This window comes from Pseudoalteromonas sp. SG43-4, from assembly GCF_014164325.1.
Lineage (GTDB): Bacteria > Pseudomonadota > Gammaproteobacteria > Enterobacterales > Alteromonadaceae > Pseudoalteromonas > Pseudoalteromonas distincta.
In genome coordinates, this window is record NZ_JACJFB010000027.1 from 12,705 (window position 1) to 29,084 (window position 16,380).

16 protein-coding genes and 1 riboswitch are annotated in these 16,380 nt (G+C 39.0%); of the genes, 9 read left to right on the plus strand and 7 right to left on the minus strand.

Annotated elements, in window-relative coordinates; translation table 11 throughout:
- Positions 1–177 precede the first annotated feature (177 nt).
- The gene (locus H5160_RS18700) at positions 178–1,350 is read left to right on the plus strand and encodes a polysaccharide lyase family 7 protein (RefSeq protein WP_024605063.1); all 1,173 of its coding nucleotides are present in this window, start codon (positions 178–180) and stop codon (positions 1,348–1,350) included.
- A 57-nt stretch (positions 1,351–1,407) separates the two neighbouring features.
- On the opposite strand, the gene H5160_RS18705 is transcribed toward H5160_RS18700, so the two are convergent.
- Positions 1,408–2,379 (minus strand): zinc transporter ZntB, encoded by a 972-nt coding sequence (locus tag H5160_RS18705; protein ID WP_024605062.1) that lies wholly within the window; start codon positions 2,377–2,379, stop codon positions 1,408–1,410.
- Between the two features lie 287 nt (positions 2,380–2,666).
- Here H5160_RS18705 and H5160_RS18710 point away from each other — a divergent pair, with 287 nt between their 5' ends.
- Genes H5160_RS18710 through H5160_RS18720 form a run of 3 tightly spaced genes read left to right on the plus strand, consistent with a single transcriptional unit; the run spans position 2,667 to position 5,054 of the window.
- Positions 2,667–3,101, plus strand: a complete 435-nt coding sequence (locus H5160_RS18710; RefSeq protein ID WP_002961974.1) for an ATP-dependent zinc protease — start codon at positions 2,667–2,669, stop codon at positions 3,099–3,101.
- 2 nt (positions 3,102–3,103) lie between these two features.
- Positions 3,104–4,009 (plus strand): 30S ribosomal protein S6--L-glutamate ligase, encoded by a 906-nt coding sequence (rimK, locus tag H5160_RS18715; protein WP_002961977.1) that lies wholly within the window; start codon positions 3,104–3,106, stop codon positions 4,007–4,009.
- A complete protein-coding gene (locus H5160_RS18720) occupies positions 3,996–5,054 on the plus strand; it encodes a succinylglutamate desuccinylase/aspartoacylase family protein (RefSeq protein ID WP_002961978.1) in 1,059 nt (352 codons plus the stop codon). The genes rimK and H5160_RS18720 overlap by 14 nt, the downstream gene beginning before the upstream one ends.
- 104 nt (positions 5,055–5,158) lie before the next feature.
- Here H5160_RS18720 and H5160_RS18725 read toward each other — a convergent pair whose 3' ends face one another.
- The 4 genes from H5160_RS18725 to recQ form a co-directional block, all read right to left on the minus strand.
- Complete coding sequence (locus H5160_RS18725) at positions 5,159–5,731, minus strand: mechanosensitive ion channel domain-containing protein (RefSeq protein WP_138489650.1); 573 nt, start codon at positions 5,729–5,731, stop codon at positions 5,159–5,161.
- A 64-nt stretch (positions 5,732–5,795) separates the two neighbouring features.
- Positions 5,796–7,505: a BamA/TamA family outer membrane protein gene (locus tag H5160_RS18730; protein WP_033021578.1), complete on the minus strand. Its 1,710-nt coding sequence runs from the start codon at positions 7,503–7,505 to the stop codon at positions 5,796–5,798.
- A 169-nt stretch (positions 7,506–7,674) separates the two neighbouring features.
- A complete protein-coding gene (locus H5160_RS18735) occupies positions 7,675–7,959 on the minus strand; it encodes a DUF3630 family protein (protein WP_002961372.1) in 285 nt (94 codons plus the stop codon).
- A gap of 7 nt (positions 7,960–7,966) precedes the next feature.
- Positions 7,967–9,790 carry a DNA helicase RecQ gene (gene recQ, locus H5160_RS18740; protein WP_024605058.1) on the minus strand — a complete coding sequence of 608 codons (1,824 nt, stop codon included), beginning with the start codon at positions 9,788–9,790 and terminating at the stop codon, positions 7,967–7,969.
- Positions 9,791–9,923: 133 nt separating this feature from the next.
- Here recQ and H5160_RS18745 point away from each other — a divergent pair, with 133 nt between their 5' ends.
- Together H5160_RS18745 and rarD are read left to right on the plus strand one after the other, a co-directional pair.
- Complete coding sequence (locus H5160_RS18745; protein WP_002961375.1) at positions 9,924–10,379, plus strand: thioesterase family protein; 456 nt, start codon at positions 9,924–9,926, stop codon at positions 10,377–10,379.
- 51 nt (positions 10,380–10,430) lie between these two features.
- Positions 10,431–11,348 (plus strand): EamA family transporter RarD, encoded by a 918-nt coding sequence (rarD, locus tag H5160_RS18750; RefSeq protein ID WP_039488332.1) that lies wholly within the window; start codon positions 10,431–10,433, stop codon positions 11,346–11,348.
- Positions 11,349–11,364: 16 nt separating this feature from the next.
- Here the strand turns inward: rarD and H5160_RS18755 are convergent, their stop codons facing one another.
- Both H5160_RS18755 and H5160_RS18760 read right to left on the minus strand, forming a co-directional pair.
- Positions 11,365–12,600 carry a response regulator gene (locus H5160_RS18755; protein WP_024605056.1) on the minus strand — a complete coding sequence of 412 codons (1,236 nt, stop codon included), beginning with the start codon at positions 12,598–12,600 and terminating at the stop codon, positions 11,365–11,367.
- 86 nt (positions 12,601–12,686) lie between these two features.
- Positions 12,687–13,061, minus strand: coding sequence for a DUF413 domain-containing protein (locus H5160_RS18760; protein ID WP_024596244.1), 375 nt, complete (start codon positions 13,059–13,061; stop codon positions 12,687–12,689).
- Positions 13,062–13,152: 91 nt separating this feature from the next.
- Here H5160_RS18760 and H5160_RS18765 point away from each other — a divergent pair, with 91 nt between their 5' ends.
- The 3 genes from H5160_RS18765 (at position 13,153) to H5160_RS18775 (ending at position 16,380) form a co-directional block, all read left to right on the plus strand.
- The gene (locus H5160_RS18765; RefSeq protein ID WP_024596245.1) at positions 13,153–14,025 is read left to right on the plus strand and encodes a LysR family transcriptional regulator; all 873 of its coding nucleotides are present in this window, start codon (positions 13,153–13,155) and stop codon (positions 14,023–14,025) included.
- Positions 14,026–14,192: 167 nt separating this feature from the next.
- A complete protein-coding gene (locus tag H5160_RS18770; RefSeq protein ID WP_182738332.1) occupies positions 14,193–15,125 on the plus strand; it encodes a porin in 933 nt (310 codons plus the stop codon).
- Between the two features lie 62 nt (positions 15,126–15,187).
- Positions 15,188–15,322: riboswitch (cobalamin riboswitch) on the plus strand.
- A gap of 245 nt (positions 15,323–15,567) precedes the next feature.
- Positions 15,568–16,380 carry an ABC transporter ATP-binding protein gene (locus H5160_RS18775; protein ID WP_182738334.1) on the plus strand — a complete coding sequence of 271 codons (813 nt, stop codon included), beginning with the start codon at positions 15,568–15,570 and terminating at the stop codon, positions 16,378–16,380.

The window sequence follows — 16,380 nt, forward strand, 5'->3', positions numbered from 1 at the left end:
CGCCTTCGGGTATACTTTTGGTAATGTTAATTGGTAAGTTTTATTTGCCATTTAAATTACCATTACTATTCATACACAATTAAAAACCTGTATAGCGGTAAGATCTAAGTGTTAGTGAATTTCACTAACCTAAGTAGTTAGGTTGTTTTTATGTTCAGGTTTAAAGGAATAAAGATAATGATTAACCACAAGAAATTGTTTATTTGCACTGCAATTACTGCAACCTCAGCGTTATCTCACGCTGCAACTATTAATAACCCTGGCTTTGAAAGCGGTTTTAGTAGTTGGAACGAAACTGAGCCAGCGGCTATTTCATCTGATGCATATAGCGGATCTAAATCGTTAAAAATTCAGGGTAGTCCTGCACGTGTTTATCAATTAGTAAATATTCAGCCAAACACTGAATATACGTTAAGTGCTTATGTACTTGGTAAAGGGCAGATTGGGGTTAACGACTTAAACGGTTTATTTAAAAACAAAACCTTTGATGTATCGTCTTGGACTAAGGTAACTAAAACGTTTACTTCAGCGAATACCAATTCACTGCAAGTATTTGCTAAGCATTACAATAGCTCAAGTGATGTACGCTTTGATAATTTTACATTAGTTGAGGGCAGTAATAATGGCGGTGGCACTGATGATGGTGCAGGATCTGGAGACGGTACAACGATTCCAAGCAGCATTACAAGTGGTAGTGTTTTTGATTTAGAAGGGGATAGCCCTAACCCGTTAGTAAACGATAGTACGTTAGTGTTTGTACCTTTGGAGGCACAGCATATTACGCCTAACGGGAATGGCTGGCGTCATGAGTACAAGGTAAAAGAAAGCTTGCGTGTTGCCATGACACAGTCTTACGAAGTATTTGAAGCAACTGTAAAAGTTGAAATGTCTGATGGCGGTAAAACAATTATTTCACAGCACCACGCCAGCGATACTGGGACTATTTCTAAAGTGTATGTTTCAGATACTGATGAATCAGGTTTTAACGACAGCGTAGCGGGTAATGGCATTTTTGATGTCTATGTTCGTTTGCGTAATACCAGTGGCAATGAAGAAAAATTTGCGCTAGGTACTATTACAAGCGGTGAGTCATTTAACTTGCGAGTGGTAAATAATTACGGCGATGTAGATGTAAGTGCACTAGGTAATTCGTTTGGTATTCCTGTAGAAGATGATTCTGAATCTTACTTTAAGTTTGGTAACTACTTACAGTCTCAAGATCCAAATACTCTAGATAAATGCGGTGAAGCAGGTAACTCTAATTCATTCAAAAATTGCTTTGAAGATTTAGGCATTACCCAATCAAAAGTAACAATGACTAATGTTACTTATACCCGTCAAACAAACTAAGTAGCCACTTAATTATGGCCACTCAATTGAGTGGCCATATTAAATATGCGTTTTAATTTACAGCCATTTTTTATTTTTAAAATACACACCAATACCGCCAGTGAGCACAATTAAAAATATGACAAAAGCACTAAACGCATAAGGGCTCTCTGTACCAGGAATACCTCCTACGTTTACACCTAAAAGCCCCGTTAAAAAGCCCAGTGGTAAAAAAAGTGCTGCCACTACAGACATAACATACATTCGCTGGTTTAACTGCTCAGAAACTTGGTTAGTGATTGTTTGCTGAATAATTTGCGCACGCTCAATCGAACTATCTAGCTCTTCAAGATAACGAATTAATAAGTTAGTGGTTTCATTAAGTTTTGCTTTATCGTCATCTAATAACCATAGGTAGTGGTTATTTACCATTGAGCTAAGGGCTTCTTTTTGCGGTTTTAAATAACGTTTTAAGGCAATAGTTTGGCGTCGCAATTGTGATAAGCCTTGGTTGTCAAACTTTTTACTTGGTTCATCTATTTCTTCTTCAAACTCGTCGAGTGTTTCATCTAGTGAGTCAATAACGCTTTGCATACGTGAGGTTAATTTTTGTGTAATAGAGCACACTAATTCAGAAATATTGCATGGGCCTTTATTTTCATTTAAACAGGCGAGCGTATCTTGCACCGATAATAAACGGCGCTTACGGGTAGTAATAAGAATGTCTTCGCTAATAAATAAACGAATTGATACCATGTCTTCAGGGCTTTGTGCTGGATTTAAATTTACACCACGTAAAAATAACATGTGCCCGTTAGTTGTAGCCGTAATACGTGGGCGTGTTTCGTCAGCAATTAAAGACTCTAGTTCGTAATCGTTTAAATGAGGCTGTGCCTTGAGCCATTCAACTGCCTCACTTTGGCTATAATCCATGTGCACCCAAAGTTTACCTTGGCTTGGTTGCCAGCTATTTAGCTCATTAGTGCTTCCAATAGGACGAGCGCCGCCTTGTCCATCAAGTACAAGTGCATGTAGTAAACCATTAATCATAATTAGTTCTCATAATAGTGTATTTTTAATACTGTTAACTATAGTGTATCTACTTAGTTGCTTACAGGCTTACCTTTACTTTTAATAAGTTAAGCTTAAATAGCAAAATATATGCAGAGCCTCTGTGTTGAGCAAAGTGGCATTAAAGTACGGCTTAGCAAGGCGTGCATTGTGTGACCAGTTGCTTAAAAAGATCAATTTAATTTACTAATCGACTAGATAAATTTATTTCGTTGGTGTTTTTTGGTCTGTAGCGTATAAGTCACTTTTTTATTAAGGGCACATTTATGACAGCAAAGATCACAGTTGGTTGGCGTGAGTGGTTAAGTTTACCTGAGCTTGGTATTAACGAGATAAAAGCAAAAATTGATACTGGCGCTCGCACTTCATGTATTCATGCAATTAACATTGAAGAATACGAAGTTGACTCAGAAAAATGGGTTAAATTTACGGCCCAACCACTGCAAGATGATGAGCAAACGCAAGTCACTTGCAATGCAAAAGTTAAAAAAATGAAGTACGTAACCAGCTCAAGTGGGCAAAAAGAGCTACGCTACTTTATAGAAACTACATTACATGCAGGCGAGCATAGCTGGCCTATCGAGCTTACTTTAACAAGCCGTGCAACAATGAAGTTTAGAATGTTATTAGGGCGTACAGCCATGGAAAATCGTATAGTCGTTGACCCGGCTTTATCTCAACTATTAGGTCGTAAGGTTTAACTATGAAAATCGGTATTTTATCTCGTAACAGAAAGCTATATTCAACACGTCGCTTAATTGAGGCAGCAGAAGCACGCGGCCACGAAGTTAAAGTGATTGATGCATTGCGTTGTTATATGAATATCAACTCTGAGCAACCAGAAATTCACTATCGCGGTGAAAACTTAAAAGAATTTGACGCAATTGTCCCGCGTATTGGTGCATCGGTTACATTTTATGGCTGTTCGGTACTTCGTCAGTTTGAAATGATGGGTGTTTATCCTGTAAACGAATCAGTCGCTATTTCTCGTTCGCGCGATAAATTACGTTCACTTCAGTTACTTTCGCGCAAAGGCGTTGGTATGCCAGTAACAGGTTTTGCCAGCAAACCCGATGACGTAAAAGACTTACTAGAAATGGTAGGCGGTGCACCTGTTGTAATTAAATTACTTGAAGGCACACAAGGCATTGGTGTTGTACTTGCTGAAACACGCAAAGCAGCTGAAAGTGTTATTGAAGCGTTTATGGGCTTAAAAGCCAATATTATGGTTCAAGAATATATTAAAGAAGCGGGTGGTGCAGACATACGTTGTTTTGTACTAGGCGACAAAGTAATCGCAGCAATGAAGCGCCAAGCACAAGAAGGTGAGTTCCGCTCTAACCTTCACCGTGGTGGTAGCGCTACATTAGTTCGCATTACTCCAGAGGAACGTAAAACGGCAGTAGCAGCGGCTAAATCAATGGGCTTAAATGTAGCGGGAGTTGATTTACTTCGCTCATCTCGTGGGCCACTTGTGATGGAAGTTAACTCATCACCGGGTTTAGAGGGCATTGAAATAGCAACAGGTAAAGATATTGCAGGTATGGTAATTGATTTCATCGAAAAAAATGCCTCAAGTAAAGGAACAGCAACACGTGGCAAAGGTTAAAATTAACCGTCCTTTTTCCTTATTAGGAGAAAATGTAGGCGTAGGCGAGCGTAAAACGCTTGCCTTAGAAGCAGCTAAGCTTTACACCCATTCACCACTTAATATTCCTATTGAAGTGGTTAATGGTGTAATGGAAGGCCCTGTGCTTATGGTGTGTGCGGCTATTCATGGTGATGAGCTAAATGGTGTAGAAGTTGTGCGTCAGTTACTTGCTAAAATAGATCCAAGCCAATTGCGCGGAACAATAATCGCTGTGCCTATTGTGAATGTGTTTGGCTTTATTCACAAATCGCGTTATTTACCAGATAGACGCGATATGAATCGCAGCTTCCCAGGTTCTGAACGTGGTTCATTAGCTGGGCGTATGGCTTATATGTTTTTTAATCAAGTGGCAGTACATTGTACTCACATTATTGATTTGCATACTGGCGCTATTCATCGTACTAATTTGCCGCAAATTCGCGCTAATTTAGAAGATGAAGCAACCGCTGAAATGGCTAAAGCATTTGGTACGCCGGCGGTTATAAATGCATCCCTTCGTAATGGTTCATTACGCAGTGAAGCCGCAAATTTAGGTATACCTGTTATTACTTATGAAGCAGGCGAAGCGCTACGCTTTGATCCTATCGCTATTGCGGCAGGTGTGCAGGGCGTTGATTATGTTATGCGCCATTTAAAAATGATCCGTGGCAAGCGCCCTAAAAAGTTACCAGATCCTATTATTGCAGGTTCGACTAGTTGGATACGTGCAGAGGTTGATGGCATTGTGCGTGCACAAGTATCACTAGGGGAGCATGTAACTAAAGGGCAAGTGCTTGCATATATAAGTAGCCCTCTAGGGGATTCTGAGCTTGAGCTTTTAGCGCCTAAAGGCGGTATTGTTATTGGTCAGCAAACGATGCCATTGGTAAATGAAGGTGATGCGGTATTCCACCTTGCTTACTTTGCAAACGACAATAGTTTAGTAGAGCAGCAACTAGAGAACTTTATTGATGAGATAAATGATTTAGATGACGAGCTTAAAACAGCTGAACTAAATAACTAATAGCTAAACTAAATTCTGTTTAGCTAAGCATTAAAAAGCCGCAGTAGGTAATTACTTACTGCGGCTTTTTTGTGGACATTGCTTTATCAACGATGCTTTTTAAACTATGTTTTTTTAGGACCAATAATACGCTTTATAACAGGGGTTTTAGTTGGCTTTGGTTCTTTATTTAAAACCATGACAGGACGGGTCACAAATAAATTGTTAGGGTAAATTACACGGTGCCCATCAATATGTTCAAGTACTACATTCATTAAGCCCATTTCAACAATGCGCCCTTCAACATGATTCGCACCATCAATAATTCGTACCCAATAACCAACGCGGCAATCGTTTTGAATAAACATCAGTAAAAATGCGGTGAGATTACTCAATAATGACCAAGCGGCAAAAAGCGCTACCCCTAACATGGCAAATAAAGAAGAGCCTAAAACCAATAAACCACGCAGCTCTATACCCCAAAATACTAAAACCAAACACAGTACTACAAAGGCGAGTATAATTTTTAGTAAAAGCTCTGCACGGTATTTTCGGTGTAAATCTACTTTGCCTTTAATCGCTTTTTCGAGTAGTTTTTTGGTTATTTTTAATAGAAGAGGGAAAACCAAAATAGCGATTATAGTTACAACTAACTTATATTGTGATGCAAACAATTCTAAAACTTCTATTATTTCCACATTAGGTCCTGAACTTTCATAACAATTTAATGCAATTGGTATTAGTTTAACGTGTTTGTATTATTTAAAAAGTGTTTTTAACGCTTACTAGCCACTGGACTGAGTCTACATCGTCGTAGCTATCAACAGGGGCGGCAATATCAATGTGGATCATGGTTCCTGAGTTTGCGCGACTCGGTGCCAAACGCAGACCAACGCCTACATTTTTCAATACATGTGCATTTTCACCGTTATCTTCATCGTTAAACCATGCTCTGCCTACATCTACAAAAGCTGCGCCACCCACTTTAAATAGTTGCAGTAAATCGTACTCCCAGTAATAGCGCTTTTCTAAATTAACTAAAAAGCTGCGGTCGCCATGTTGATAATCCATAGGGTAACCACGCAGGCCTGTTTCGCCACCTAAAGTAAGCTGTTGATCAGCAGTCAGGTTTTTGGCGTATTGCACGCGGGCTTTAACATACCAAGATTGGTCTTCACTGGTATTTAAATAATATTGTACTTGGCTGGTGGCCATAAAGTTTTCGAGTTTTTTCTGTTCTTTATTCCAATAGCCATCAATATCAGCACTAAAACGCCATAAAGTATTATCGTTAGTAAAGTGGGCTTTTTTAAAGTTAAAAGAATACACCGCGCGGCTGTCGTCATTACTTAATGACTCATCTGAATAGCCAATTAAGCTTTTAATATTCCAACCTAAATTTAAATCCTCAGTGCGAGATATACTGTCAAAATTGCGTACCTTTATGTAGTTATCTTCAAACCAATGGCCGCTTATAAAGGGGTAACTTAAACTTCTGTCATCGGCAAGTGGTGCAAATGTAGTGTCTATAGCTTCAAAGGTATGCTGCTCGTCGGTATAGCCTAACGTTAGACGCTGGGTCCAATTATTATTAAGCGCTTTAGAGTGTCCTATAAATACACGGTTTAAATCGGTAGTTTGATCAAATTCGCTAAACTCTTCGCCGCGTTTATATAGTGACTCTTCGCGCTGCTCAGAATAGCTTAAAATACCGTAACTAAAGGGGGTGTCAATTGCGTAAAATGGATAGGTTAGCTCAAGCAAATGGCGCTTGCCGTCGCTGTTATCGGCGTACTCTAAACGGCCTCGGTAGCGAGTAGATAAAATATTAGGATCGTCGTAAACAAATAAGTAACCGCTGCGATCGCTGTCAGTGGTACGCGAAAAAGAAAGGCGCTTACCCCACCCAAGCAGGTTAGATTCTCTAAAACCTATACTCGATTTGTTTTCTCCACCGCTCCGACTAAAGTTCACTTCAGGTAAAAGTGTCCATAAATCACGGGTAACCACTTCTACATTAACGTCGCCGTCGCAGTTTTCGGTAGCACTAATTTGTGCATCATATAAGTAGCTTTCTTTGCGAAGTAAACGCTCTGATTCTGCGAGCTTTTTAGCGTCGTACTTGTCACCTGGGGAGAATAATAAAAGGTTATTAATGACATCGGGCTCTGTTTGAATGTGAGCGCGATTAGCAAAACGGAATAGGGCAATATTTTCCTCTTCAAGCTCAGTATTAAATACATTAAGTTGCTTGAGCTTTATTGAGGCTATTTTAGCGTTACTATTACTGTGCGTGAGGGTTGTTTTGTCTTGAACTTCTCGGCGTAGGTTTTTATTTGTGCTTAAATCTGTCTGTTCTACAAGGCAGTTATCAGTTTTCATTGAAGATTGTTGTGCGAACGTATTAGGCACATAAAAGCTTAAAACCGTTAAACTAATACAACATTGTGCTATCCATTTCTTGCTCACCATTAAACCTCTTACTGCTACGTAGCAAATGACTATCGTAATATCAGCTTACATCATTGTTATTATAATGTAAGTAAAAGGTATGGATTTTGAAATTAATTAATTGTTACCCATATTCACTTTTGTTAATAGCCAGCTGGTTTGCAGCGACCTATGCGCTAAGCATTAAAAGCTAGCTTAAATAAAATGCTAAAGCGGCGAGTAAGTGTTCAGCTTCATGACCTTCGGCATTAATCCAGATGCTTTGGCTGTAATGCTCATAGTTTAAATTAAAGGTTTGATGATTATAGGTAAAGCGAACTTGATGGCGATCGGCGCCTGCAGAATATTCGTTGAGTGTTACTTCGTCTGAGTGTAAAAATAATGTACTCCACAGCTCAAAGTCTTCATCGTTTGGTAGCTCAATGGGATTAATCAAAATACATTTGTGTGTATGGTCATATTCTATTTGGGTCATAATGCTCTTAATTAGTAGCTAGGTAATGTCGAATTGCCGTTAAAAATTCGCCGCCGTACTTATTTAACTTAGTAAAACCAACACCTGAGACCTTTAAAAATTCACTGTCGTTTGTTGGCATAAGCTGCGCCATTTCGGCTAACGTTTTATCATTAAATACTACATAAGGTGGCACATCGTCGGCATCAGCAAGTTCTTTACGAAGTGCGCGCAGGCGAGCAAAGAGTTTTTTGTCGTAATTAAATTGCGCTAACTTATCTTGATAAACGTGTTTGGCTTGCAGGCGTGGCTCGGCTAATTGCAGTGCGTATTCACCTTTTAAAATTACACGCGCGGCTTCTGTTAATCTAAGTGACGCACCTTGTGTTATATCTTGGCTAAGTAAGCCTTGATGAATAAGTTGGCGTAAAATACTGAGCCAAAACTCACTGCTTTTATCTTTACCTATGCCGTAGGTACTTAATTCATGATGATTATTATCGCGGATGCGGCTCGTGTTTGCACCGCGAAGTAACTCAACAATATAACCAAGTCCAAAACGTTGTCCCGCTCTGTACACACACGAAAGTGCTTGCTGAGCGACTAACGTACCATCAAAGCTTTTTGGCGGATTTAAGCAAATATCGCAGTTGCCACAAGGTTCGCGTTGATATTCACTAAAGTAGTTAAGTAATATTTGACGACGACATGTTTGCGCTTCGGCAAAGCTTGCCATTGCGTTAAAGCGTTGTTCTTCTACGCGGCGGCGTTGTTCGTCGTCTATGTCTTCAAAAAAGCGCCTTACGCGACCTATATCAGCTGGGTCAAAATACATTATAGCTTCTGCGGCAAGTCCATCTCGCCCAGCTCGACCAGTTTCTTGATAGTACGACTCTATACTTTTTGGAATATCGTAATGCAGTACAAAACGCACATTAGGCTTGTTTATGCCCATACCAAAAGCAACGGTTGCGACCACTATCTGTATATCGTCACGGGCAAACCCGGTTTGTACAAATTGTCGTTGCTCGTTACTCATACCAGCATGATAAGCGGCAGCGTTTAGTCCTGCATCTGCAAGCTTTTCAGCAATGTCGTCTACGCGTTTACGGCTGGTGCAATAAATAATACCGCTTTGGCTTTTTTGCTCCTTTAGGTAGCGAAGCAATTGCACCATAGGTTTAAATTTTTCTTCTATGGTGTAACGAATATTGGGGCGATCAAAGCTGCCAGTATGAATATAAGGCTGTTGTAGTTTTAATTGCTCAACTATATCAAACCGTGTGGCTTTATCGGCGGTGGCGGTTAATGCCATCATTGGGACATGTGCAAAACGTTGCTTTAATTCGTTTAAGCGAAAGTAATGAGGTCTAAAGTCATGACCCCAATGCGACACACAGTGCGCTTCGTCAATAGCAAATAAACTCACATTTAAATGCGATAAACGCTCTAAAAATTCGTGTTGTAATACTTTTTCAGGCGCCACATATAAGAGCTTAATTTGCCCCTGATGAAGCTGTTGATACACCAATTGCTGTTCTTCTCGTGCTAAGCTGTTATTAACGTAAGCGGCTTTTACCCCAAGAGCTTGCAGTTGCGTTACCTGATCTTGCATTAGCGATATAAGCGGAGATATAACAATGGTTACGCCTTCGAGTACTAAAGCAGGGATTTGGTAGCACACCGATTTTCCGCCGCCAGTAGGAAGCAATACAAGCGAGTCTTGACCGTTAATAGCGGCATCAATAACTGCTTTTTGACCGTCGCGAAATTCACTGTAGCCAAACACTTGTTTGAGGACAGTTTCGGGTTTACGCACAAGGGTGCTAGAAGGTGGAGTTGATGTATTCATTGGCGGGTATTTTAGTGGTTTTTTAGTGAGATGTCTTTAGCTGAGTTACTTGATAAATTATTTAAGTGGAGTCTCGTAGTTTTACACTATGTATGTTTTACTCATCTTACCTGTTTTGACATAGAGAATAATAATGAATAAAGAAATGTTAATTGAACAAGTGGGCGCGTTATTTGTAAATGGCATGCCGTTTAACCAGTTTTTAAAAATATCGGTTGAGTCGTTAAGCCCTGAACAGGCCAAAATTACGTTCCCTTGGCAGGATGTACTCATTGGTAATCCTGCGCAAAAAATACTCCATGGTGGTGTTATTTCAGCCGTACTTGATAATGTAGGCGGTATGCTCGCTGCAGCAAGTGTAATTGATAAACTTACCGATTTAGATATTACAAGCGTGCAAACAAAATTAGCCACGCTTGGGACTATCGACTTACGTACTGATTATTTGCGCCCTGGTAAAGGAGAGAGCTTTACTGCCAGCGCAACACTTATTCGTTCAGGTAATAAAGTATGTGTATGCAGAATGGAATTACATAACGAACAGTCTGTTCAAATTGCTTTTGGAACCGGCACGTATTTAGTTGGATAAAACGCGTATGGCAAGTAAACTAGCGGCCTTTTAAATCACTAAGTGTGTATTATGTCGATTGATACTGAGCAGCGTAAAGGTGCTATTTTTGCTTGTCTTGCTTTTTTAATGTGGGGCCTTGCGCCAATATACTTTAAGTTGATTCAGCATGTTTCTGCTTTTGAAATTTTAATGCATCGGGTTATTTGGTCGGTTGTGTTTTTAGTATTGGTAGTAAGTGTTTTACGGTATTGGGGTAAAATTAAACGCATTATCGTTCAACCTAAGCTTTTGCTTATGCTTGTTATAACCTCTGCACTGCTTGGGTTTAATTGGGGTTTATTTATATGGGCTATAAATAATAACCACATGCTTGATGCAAGCTTGGGCTATTACATAAATCCTCTTTTAAATGTATTACTGGGTATGCTTTTTTTAGGCGAACGCCTGCGTAAGTTCCAAGGCGTAGCAGTAGCCCTTGCCTTTAGCGGTGTAGTGCTGCAGCTAATTAGTTTTGGCTCGTTTCCGGTAGTTGCCTTTTCACTGGCTATATCATTTGCACTTTATGGTTTATTACGTAAAAAGTTACCGGTTGAAGCCTTGCCTGGCATTTTACTCGAAGCACTTATATTACTGCCTGTCGCACTTATTTATTGGTGGTTAATGGTGCCTACAGCAACATCAAGCCTGCCAGCTAATGATTGGCATACTAATGTACTACTGATTAGTGCAGGTATTGTAACTACATTACCCCTGCTGTGTTTTACCGGTGCAGCTAAGCGTTTGCAATATACTACACTTGGCTTTTTTCAATACATTGGGCCAAGCTTAATGTTTATACTAGCTGTGGTGTTTTATGGTGAAGTGTTTGATGCAGAGCGTGTAGTAACATTTGCATGTATTTGGAGTGCACTGGCTATTTTTAGTTGGGACTCTTACCATCAATCACGCAAACGTAAAAAAGCGGCTATTACAGCCGCAGAAGTATAATTAACTAATAAAATGGTTAACTAACTACTTTATTACGACCAGATTCTTTAGCGTCGTAAAGCTTTAAGTCGGCCTGTTTTAAAAGTTCATCAATTTGATAAACAGGCCCGTTTGCAAAGCCAATAGAAATGGTGAATTTTATTTTAGCTTTACTAAACTCTTGGCTATTCATTTCTATAAAATACCTAAAGCCTTCAAGGCGTTTAAGGGCTTCTTGTTTATCTGCATCTATAAAATAAACTGCAAACTCTTCACCACCTAAGCGCGCTACTAAGTGCTTTTTAAAGTATTTACTGAAGCAAATAGAGAGCCCTTTTAATACTTCGTCGCCAACATCGTGTCCGTATGTATCGTTAATTGATTTAAAGTGATCAATATCAAGCATAGCTAAAGCACCGTCACCTTTAGTATGTTTTATTTGCTTTAATGATTTTTCAGCTTCTTCAAAAAAGTAACGACGATTTGGTAAATTAGTTAAATAATCCGTGTTGGCTTGTCGCCTTATGGTGGCTATAAGGTCTAACATATCGACGTTTTGACTAAGCCTGCAGTAAAACTCTTCGCTATTAAAAGGTTTGTGCAAATAATCGTTTGCGCCATTTTTTAAAAATAAACTAGAAAGCCCTACAGAGTCAGAACCCGAAATACCAATAATAGCTTTTTCATCATTGCTGTATAAGCGGCGAATCTCGCTACATAGTTCATCGCCATTCATATTGGGCATTTCATTATCAGTAATAATAACTGAAATATCAGGTGAAGCTTCAAGCAGGTTTAACGCTTCTTGTCCGTCTTGTGCTTCAATAATTTGATACTTATGGCGCACTAATAAACTACAAATGTATCGTCGGGTCGATTTAGAGTCGTCAACAACGAGTACTTTTACATTTTCGTTGCGAGGCAGGCGCTGTAACTGTTTTTCGAGGTACTGATAAGCTTGTTTATTTTCTTTAATGATGTAATCGATGATTGGGTATTTTTCTACAGTGTCGCGAGTTTTTTTATCAATATTGCCCGTCATTACAATAGTTGGAATGTCTGCATTAATAGTACAAGGTATTGCCTCACCTAATGGGGCATCAGGTAATATGAAGTCAACTACAGCGCAAAAATAGCTATTTTTACTTATAAGCTCTTTTGTTTGCGCTAATGACTCAGCTATATCAACTTCATAACCAGCCTTAAGCGCGATGTGCTTTTGCACTCGCGCCATGGCAGGTGTATCTTCAACTATTAGTATTTTTCGCGTCACGGAACAACCCTATATATATTTTGCAAAAATATTTGCTTATACAAGTTGTAACTGTTAAAACGCAAAAAAGCAAATAACTTAAATACTTACAGATTATCCGCTTCTGAATAATACTCTTGGCTAATCGGCGCCGGGCTCGACATTTTTGAACGGCCAAATAAAGTATGAAACTTAGTTTTGCAGGTCGTTAGTTTTAAGTATTTTACCCAAGCTCGTTCGATTGGGTTGGTAGGTTCTTGTGAGCCAGTTACGACTGCTACAAACTGTTCTTGGTGTTCGTTTTGCGGCTCAATTGTTTTACTGTATAAGCCTTTTAAAACAACTCCGTGTTGTTCAAGTATGCTGGCTTCTAATAAGGTGAAGTTTCCGCTGCGGCTAAAGCCTCGTGGAAAGTTTTGATCATCATAAAATTGACGTTGGCTAACAAATGCTTGGCGTAGTAATGAAATGTTATTGCTCATAGCTTTATCCTCATACCTTAGTAATTAGCTGGAGTATGATGCAAGTTTGGCAATTTATTAAACAAATTATTTTTATCGTGAGGATAAAAAATTGGATATCGATTTATTAAAAACATTTGTTGAGGTAGTGCGTACGCGTCACTTTGGTAAAGCGGCCGAAAACCTTTATATTACGCAGTCTGCAGTGAGCTTTAGAATTCGCCAATTAGAGCAAGGACTTGGTGTTAATTTGTTTATTCGCCAGCGTAATAACATTCAACTTACAGCACCTGGCGAGCGTTTATTACCCCATGCACAAATGATTATTACGGGCATGCAACGCGCCAAAGTGGATGTTGCGCTTGCCGATAATATGCATAAGCAAATTAGCTTAGCAGGAACGCCCAATATTTGGGATGCTTTTTTACAGTTTGGTATAACAAATATTGTATCAGCGATGCCGGGCGTGTCATTAGTCGCAGAAGTTAAAGCACAACAAGAAAGCACTCGGCTGTTATTAGAACGCACGCTTGATTTGGCAATATTGTTTGATCCACCAAAAGTAGACGAGCTAGTGGTAGAGCGAATCTGTGAGTTGCCAATCATTCCCGTAAGCGGATACGACACTGCAACGAACGAAAACTTTTTTGATAATCAGTATGTATATGTTGATTGGGGAACTACTTTCTCACTTTGGCATGCGCGTCAGTTTACCGGTAAAACACCGCCTTATTTTAGAACCAGCACAGGACGTATTGCACTTGATTTAATACTGCAATGTGGCGGCAGTGCATTTATACCTCAAGTATTGGTAGAAGGGCATTTAGAAAAAGGTGAACTGTTTCATGTTAAAGATGTAGAAAATACCTCGCGAGACGTGTTTATAGCGTATCACAGAGACAACGAGCAAAAAGAGTTAATAGAAACCTTAGTTAATTTACTATCGCAAATGACCCCAAGCTTGTCATTAAAGAAAAGTAAGTAAGTTCGGCCGTTTATTAGGCTTTCATGTTATTTTGATTTCAAATTTAATGCATTTTTATTAATAAAAAAAGACATTAATATTTCCATTGTAATATTACTGTCATTTAGCGGTGACAAAATGCAGCAGTTTTAAAAAATTAGTCTTTTGTGATTATCCAAGGAAATAACATGAAATTTGTAAAATCGAGCTTATGCTTAGCACTATTAAGTGGTTTATCTTTTAATGCACTTGCCGATGTAGACATTTACGGTAAAGCGAATGTAACAGTGCAATCATCTGATGACGGCGAAGGATCTTTTACTGAGATAAAAAGTAATGCATCTCGTCTTGGTGTTAAAGGTTCTGAAAAAATAAATGATAGTTTAGAAGCGGTATATAAGTTTGAGTTTCAAGTTGATGTGTCTGATGCTGATTCAAAAGGCGATAACGACGACAATATTTCTGCGCGTAACCAATACGTTGGTTTAAAAGGTGCGTTTGGCCAAGTGGTTATTGGTCGTAACGATACTGCGCTTAAACAATCTCAAGGTAAGTTAGACTTGTTTAACGACCTTGAAGGCGATATTAAAAATGTATTTAAAGGTGAAAACCGTTTAGGGAATACTGTTAGTTATTCATCAAACTCATACGAAGGTTTTAAAGTACTTGCTACTTTTGTAGCTGAAGATGATGTAGACGCTGATAACGGTTACTCAATGGCGGTTACTTACGGTGACGTGGCACTTAAAAAGAGCGCAGTATATGCCTCTATCGCAGCCGATAGTGAAGTAAATGGCTACGATGTAGTACGCGCGTCAATCCAAGGTAAAGTTGAAAACTTTAAGTTAGGTGCAATGTACCAAACACAAGAAAAAGTTGACGGCAGCGCAGAAGCGGATGGTTATCTATTAAATGCAGCTTACAGCATGGGTAACAACACATTTAAATTGCAATACCAAGACATGGACTTTGACGACAGCGACGATAAGTCAGCAATATCAGTTGGTCTTGATCACAAATTAAATAAAAACATTAAAGTATTTGGCTTTTACTCAAGCTTCGACATGGACAACAACGTTGACCAAGACTACGTAGGCTTAGGTATGGAATACAAGTTTTAACTATTCGCTAAATTAGTTAAAACACTCCCTTTTTAACCGCGCTCTTTTGAGTGCGGTTTTTTTTTGCTTTAAATTATTTACTTAGCCGCCCATAATAGAGCTTCATTTGGAATGAGGTGCGAGTCCTCGACTGTTCCCGCAACTGTAATTAGCGCAAAGCTTTAAGTCAGATACAAATGGTATAATACCAATTTTATTAAAAACATGATCTTTCTAGCGAATTAAATAACTTACTAACTTCGTTAAAAATTATTCATATAAAACAAGTATATGTCATAATTTCCGCTTTGTTATTAAGCTATTTCTTTGTCGCTATAATAAATCACTAATTTAGTGCAATTGGTATAAATTCTTTTAACGAGCGGGTTTACTCATTTTTTCTTGTAGTGCATTAGTATTTTTATCGCATTTTAGTGAGTTTAATCCCGTCTAGGACTGACTATTGCACACTCAAACGCCATTAAATATACCATTACTAAACGTTAAAAACGTATCGTGGGGTATTGGCAATAAAACGATCCTCAAAAAAATAAACCTTAAAATAACCACAGGTAAATTTGTTGGTTTAATTGGACCTAATGGCGCAGGTAAATCGAGCTTATTGCGTTGTTTATATCGTTTTAATAAACCCAGTGATGGCGTTGTAGAGTTTAACAACACCGATATTTGGCAGCTAAAAAGCGATGAGTACGCAAAAAAAGTAGCGGTTGTTTTACAAGAAACCCCGTCGCAATTTAACTTAAGCGTATTTGATGTTATTGCACTTGGGCTAACGCCTCATAAATCGCTATTTAGCTCAGTAACTAACATTGATAAACAAAAAATTACCCAAGCTATCAACACTGTAGGGTTGGCAGATCATATCGATCAAAGCTTTGAGTCACTTTCGGGTGGTGAAAAGCAACGTGCCTTGATAGCCCGTGCCATAGTTCAGCAACCTCAGTTGTTAATAATGGACGAACCAACTAGCCATTTAGATGTTAAATACCAAATACAGGTAATGGAGCTTGCTAAATCGTTGGGTGTAACGGTGTTTGCATCGTTTCACGATTTAAACTTAGCTTCTGCAATGTGCGATGAACTAGTGATTATTAAAAATGGTGAAATTACACATACAGGCACGCCAAGTGAGGTATTAACCGAAAACATGCTAGGCGACGTTTTTGGTGTCTGCGCTCAAGTAAATAACCACCCGCAAATATCGGAGTCGGGAAATAGCATCCCTCATATCACTTACTTTTATGGTTACGAATAA

Bases quoted from the DNA above. Each gene is read 5' to 3' on its own strand.
- H5160_RS18700 (WP_024605063.1), top strand. From the start codon at position 178: ATGATTAACCACAAGAAATTGTTTATTTGCACTGCAATTACTGCAACC.
- H5160_RS18705 (WP_024605062.1), bottom strand. From the start codon at position 2,379: ATGATTAATGGTTTACTACATGCACTTGTACTTGATGGACAAGGCGGC.
- H5160_RS18710 (WP_002961974.1), top strand. From the start codon at position 2,667: ATGACAGCAAAGATCACAGTTGGTTGGCGTGAGTGGTTAAGTTTACCT.
- rimK (WP_002961977.1), top strand. From the start codon at position 3,104: ATGAAAATCGGTATTTTATCTCGTAACAGAAAGCTATATTCAACACGT.
- H5160_RS18730 (WP_033021578.1), bottom strand. From the start codon at position 7,505: ATGGTGAGCAAGAAATGGATAGCACAATGTTGTATTAGTTTAACGGTT.
- H5160_RS18735 (WP_002961372.1), bottom strand. From the start codon at position 7,959: ATGACCCAAATAGAATATGACCATACACACAAATGTATTTTGATTAAT.
- recQ (WP_024605058.1), bottom strand. From the start codon at position 9,790: ATGAATACATCAACTCCACCTTCTAGCACCCTTGTGCGTAAACCCGAA.
- H5160_RS18745 (WP_002961375.1), top strand. From the start codon at position 9,924: ATGAATAAAGAAATGTTAATTGAACAAGTGGGCGCGTTATTTGTAAAT.
- rarD (WP_039488332.1), top strand. From the start codon at position 10,431: ATGTCGATTGATACTGAGCAGCGTAAAGGTGCTATTTTTGCTTGTCTT.
- H5160_RS18760 (WP_024596244.1), bottom strand. From the start codon at position 13,061: ATGAGCAATAACATTTCATTACTACGCCAAGCATTTGTTAGCCAACGT.
- H5160_RS18770 (WP_182738332.1), top strand. From the start codon at position 14,193: ATGAAATTTGTAAAATCGAGCTTATGCTTAGCACTATTAAGTGGTTTA.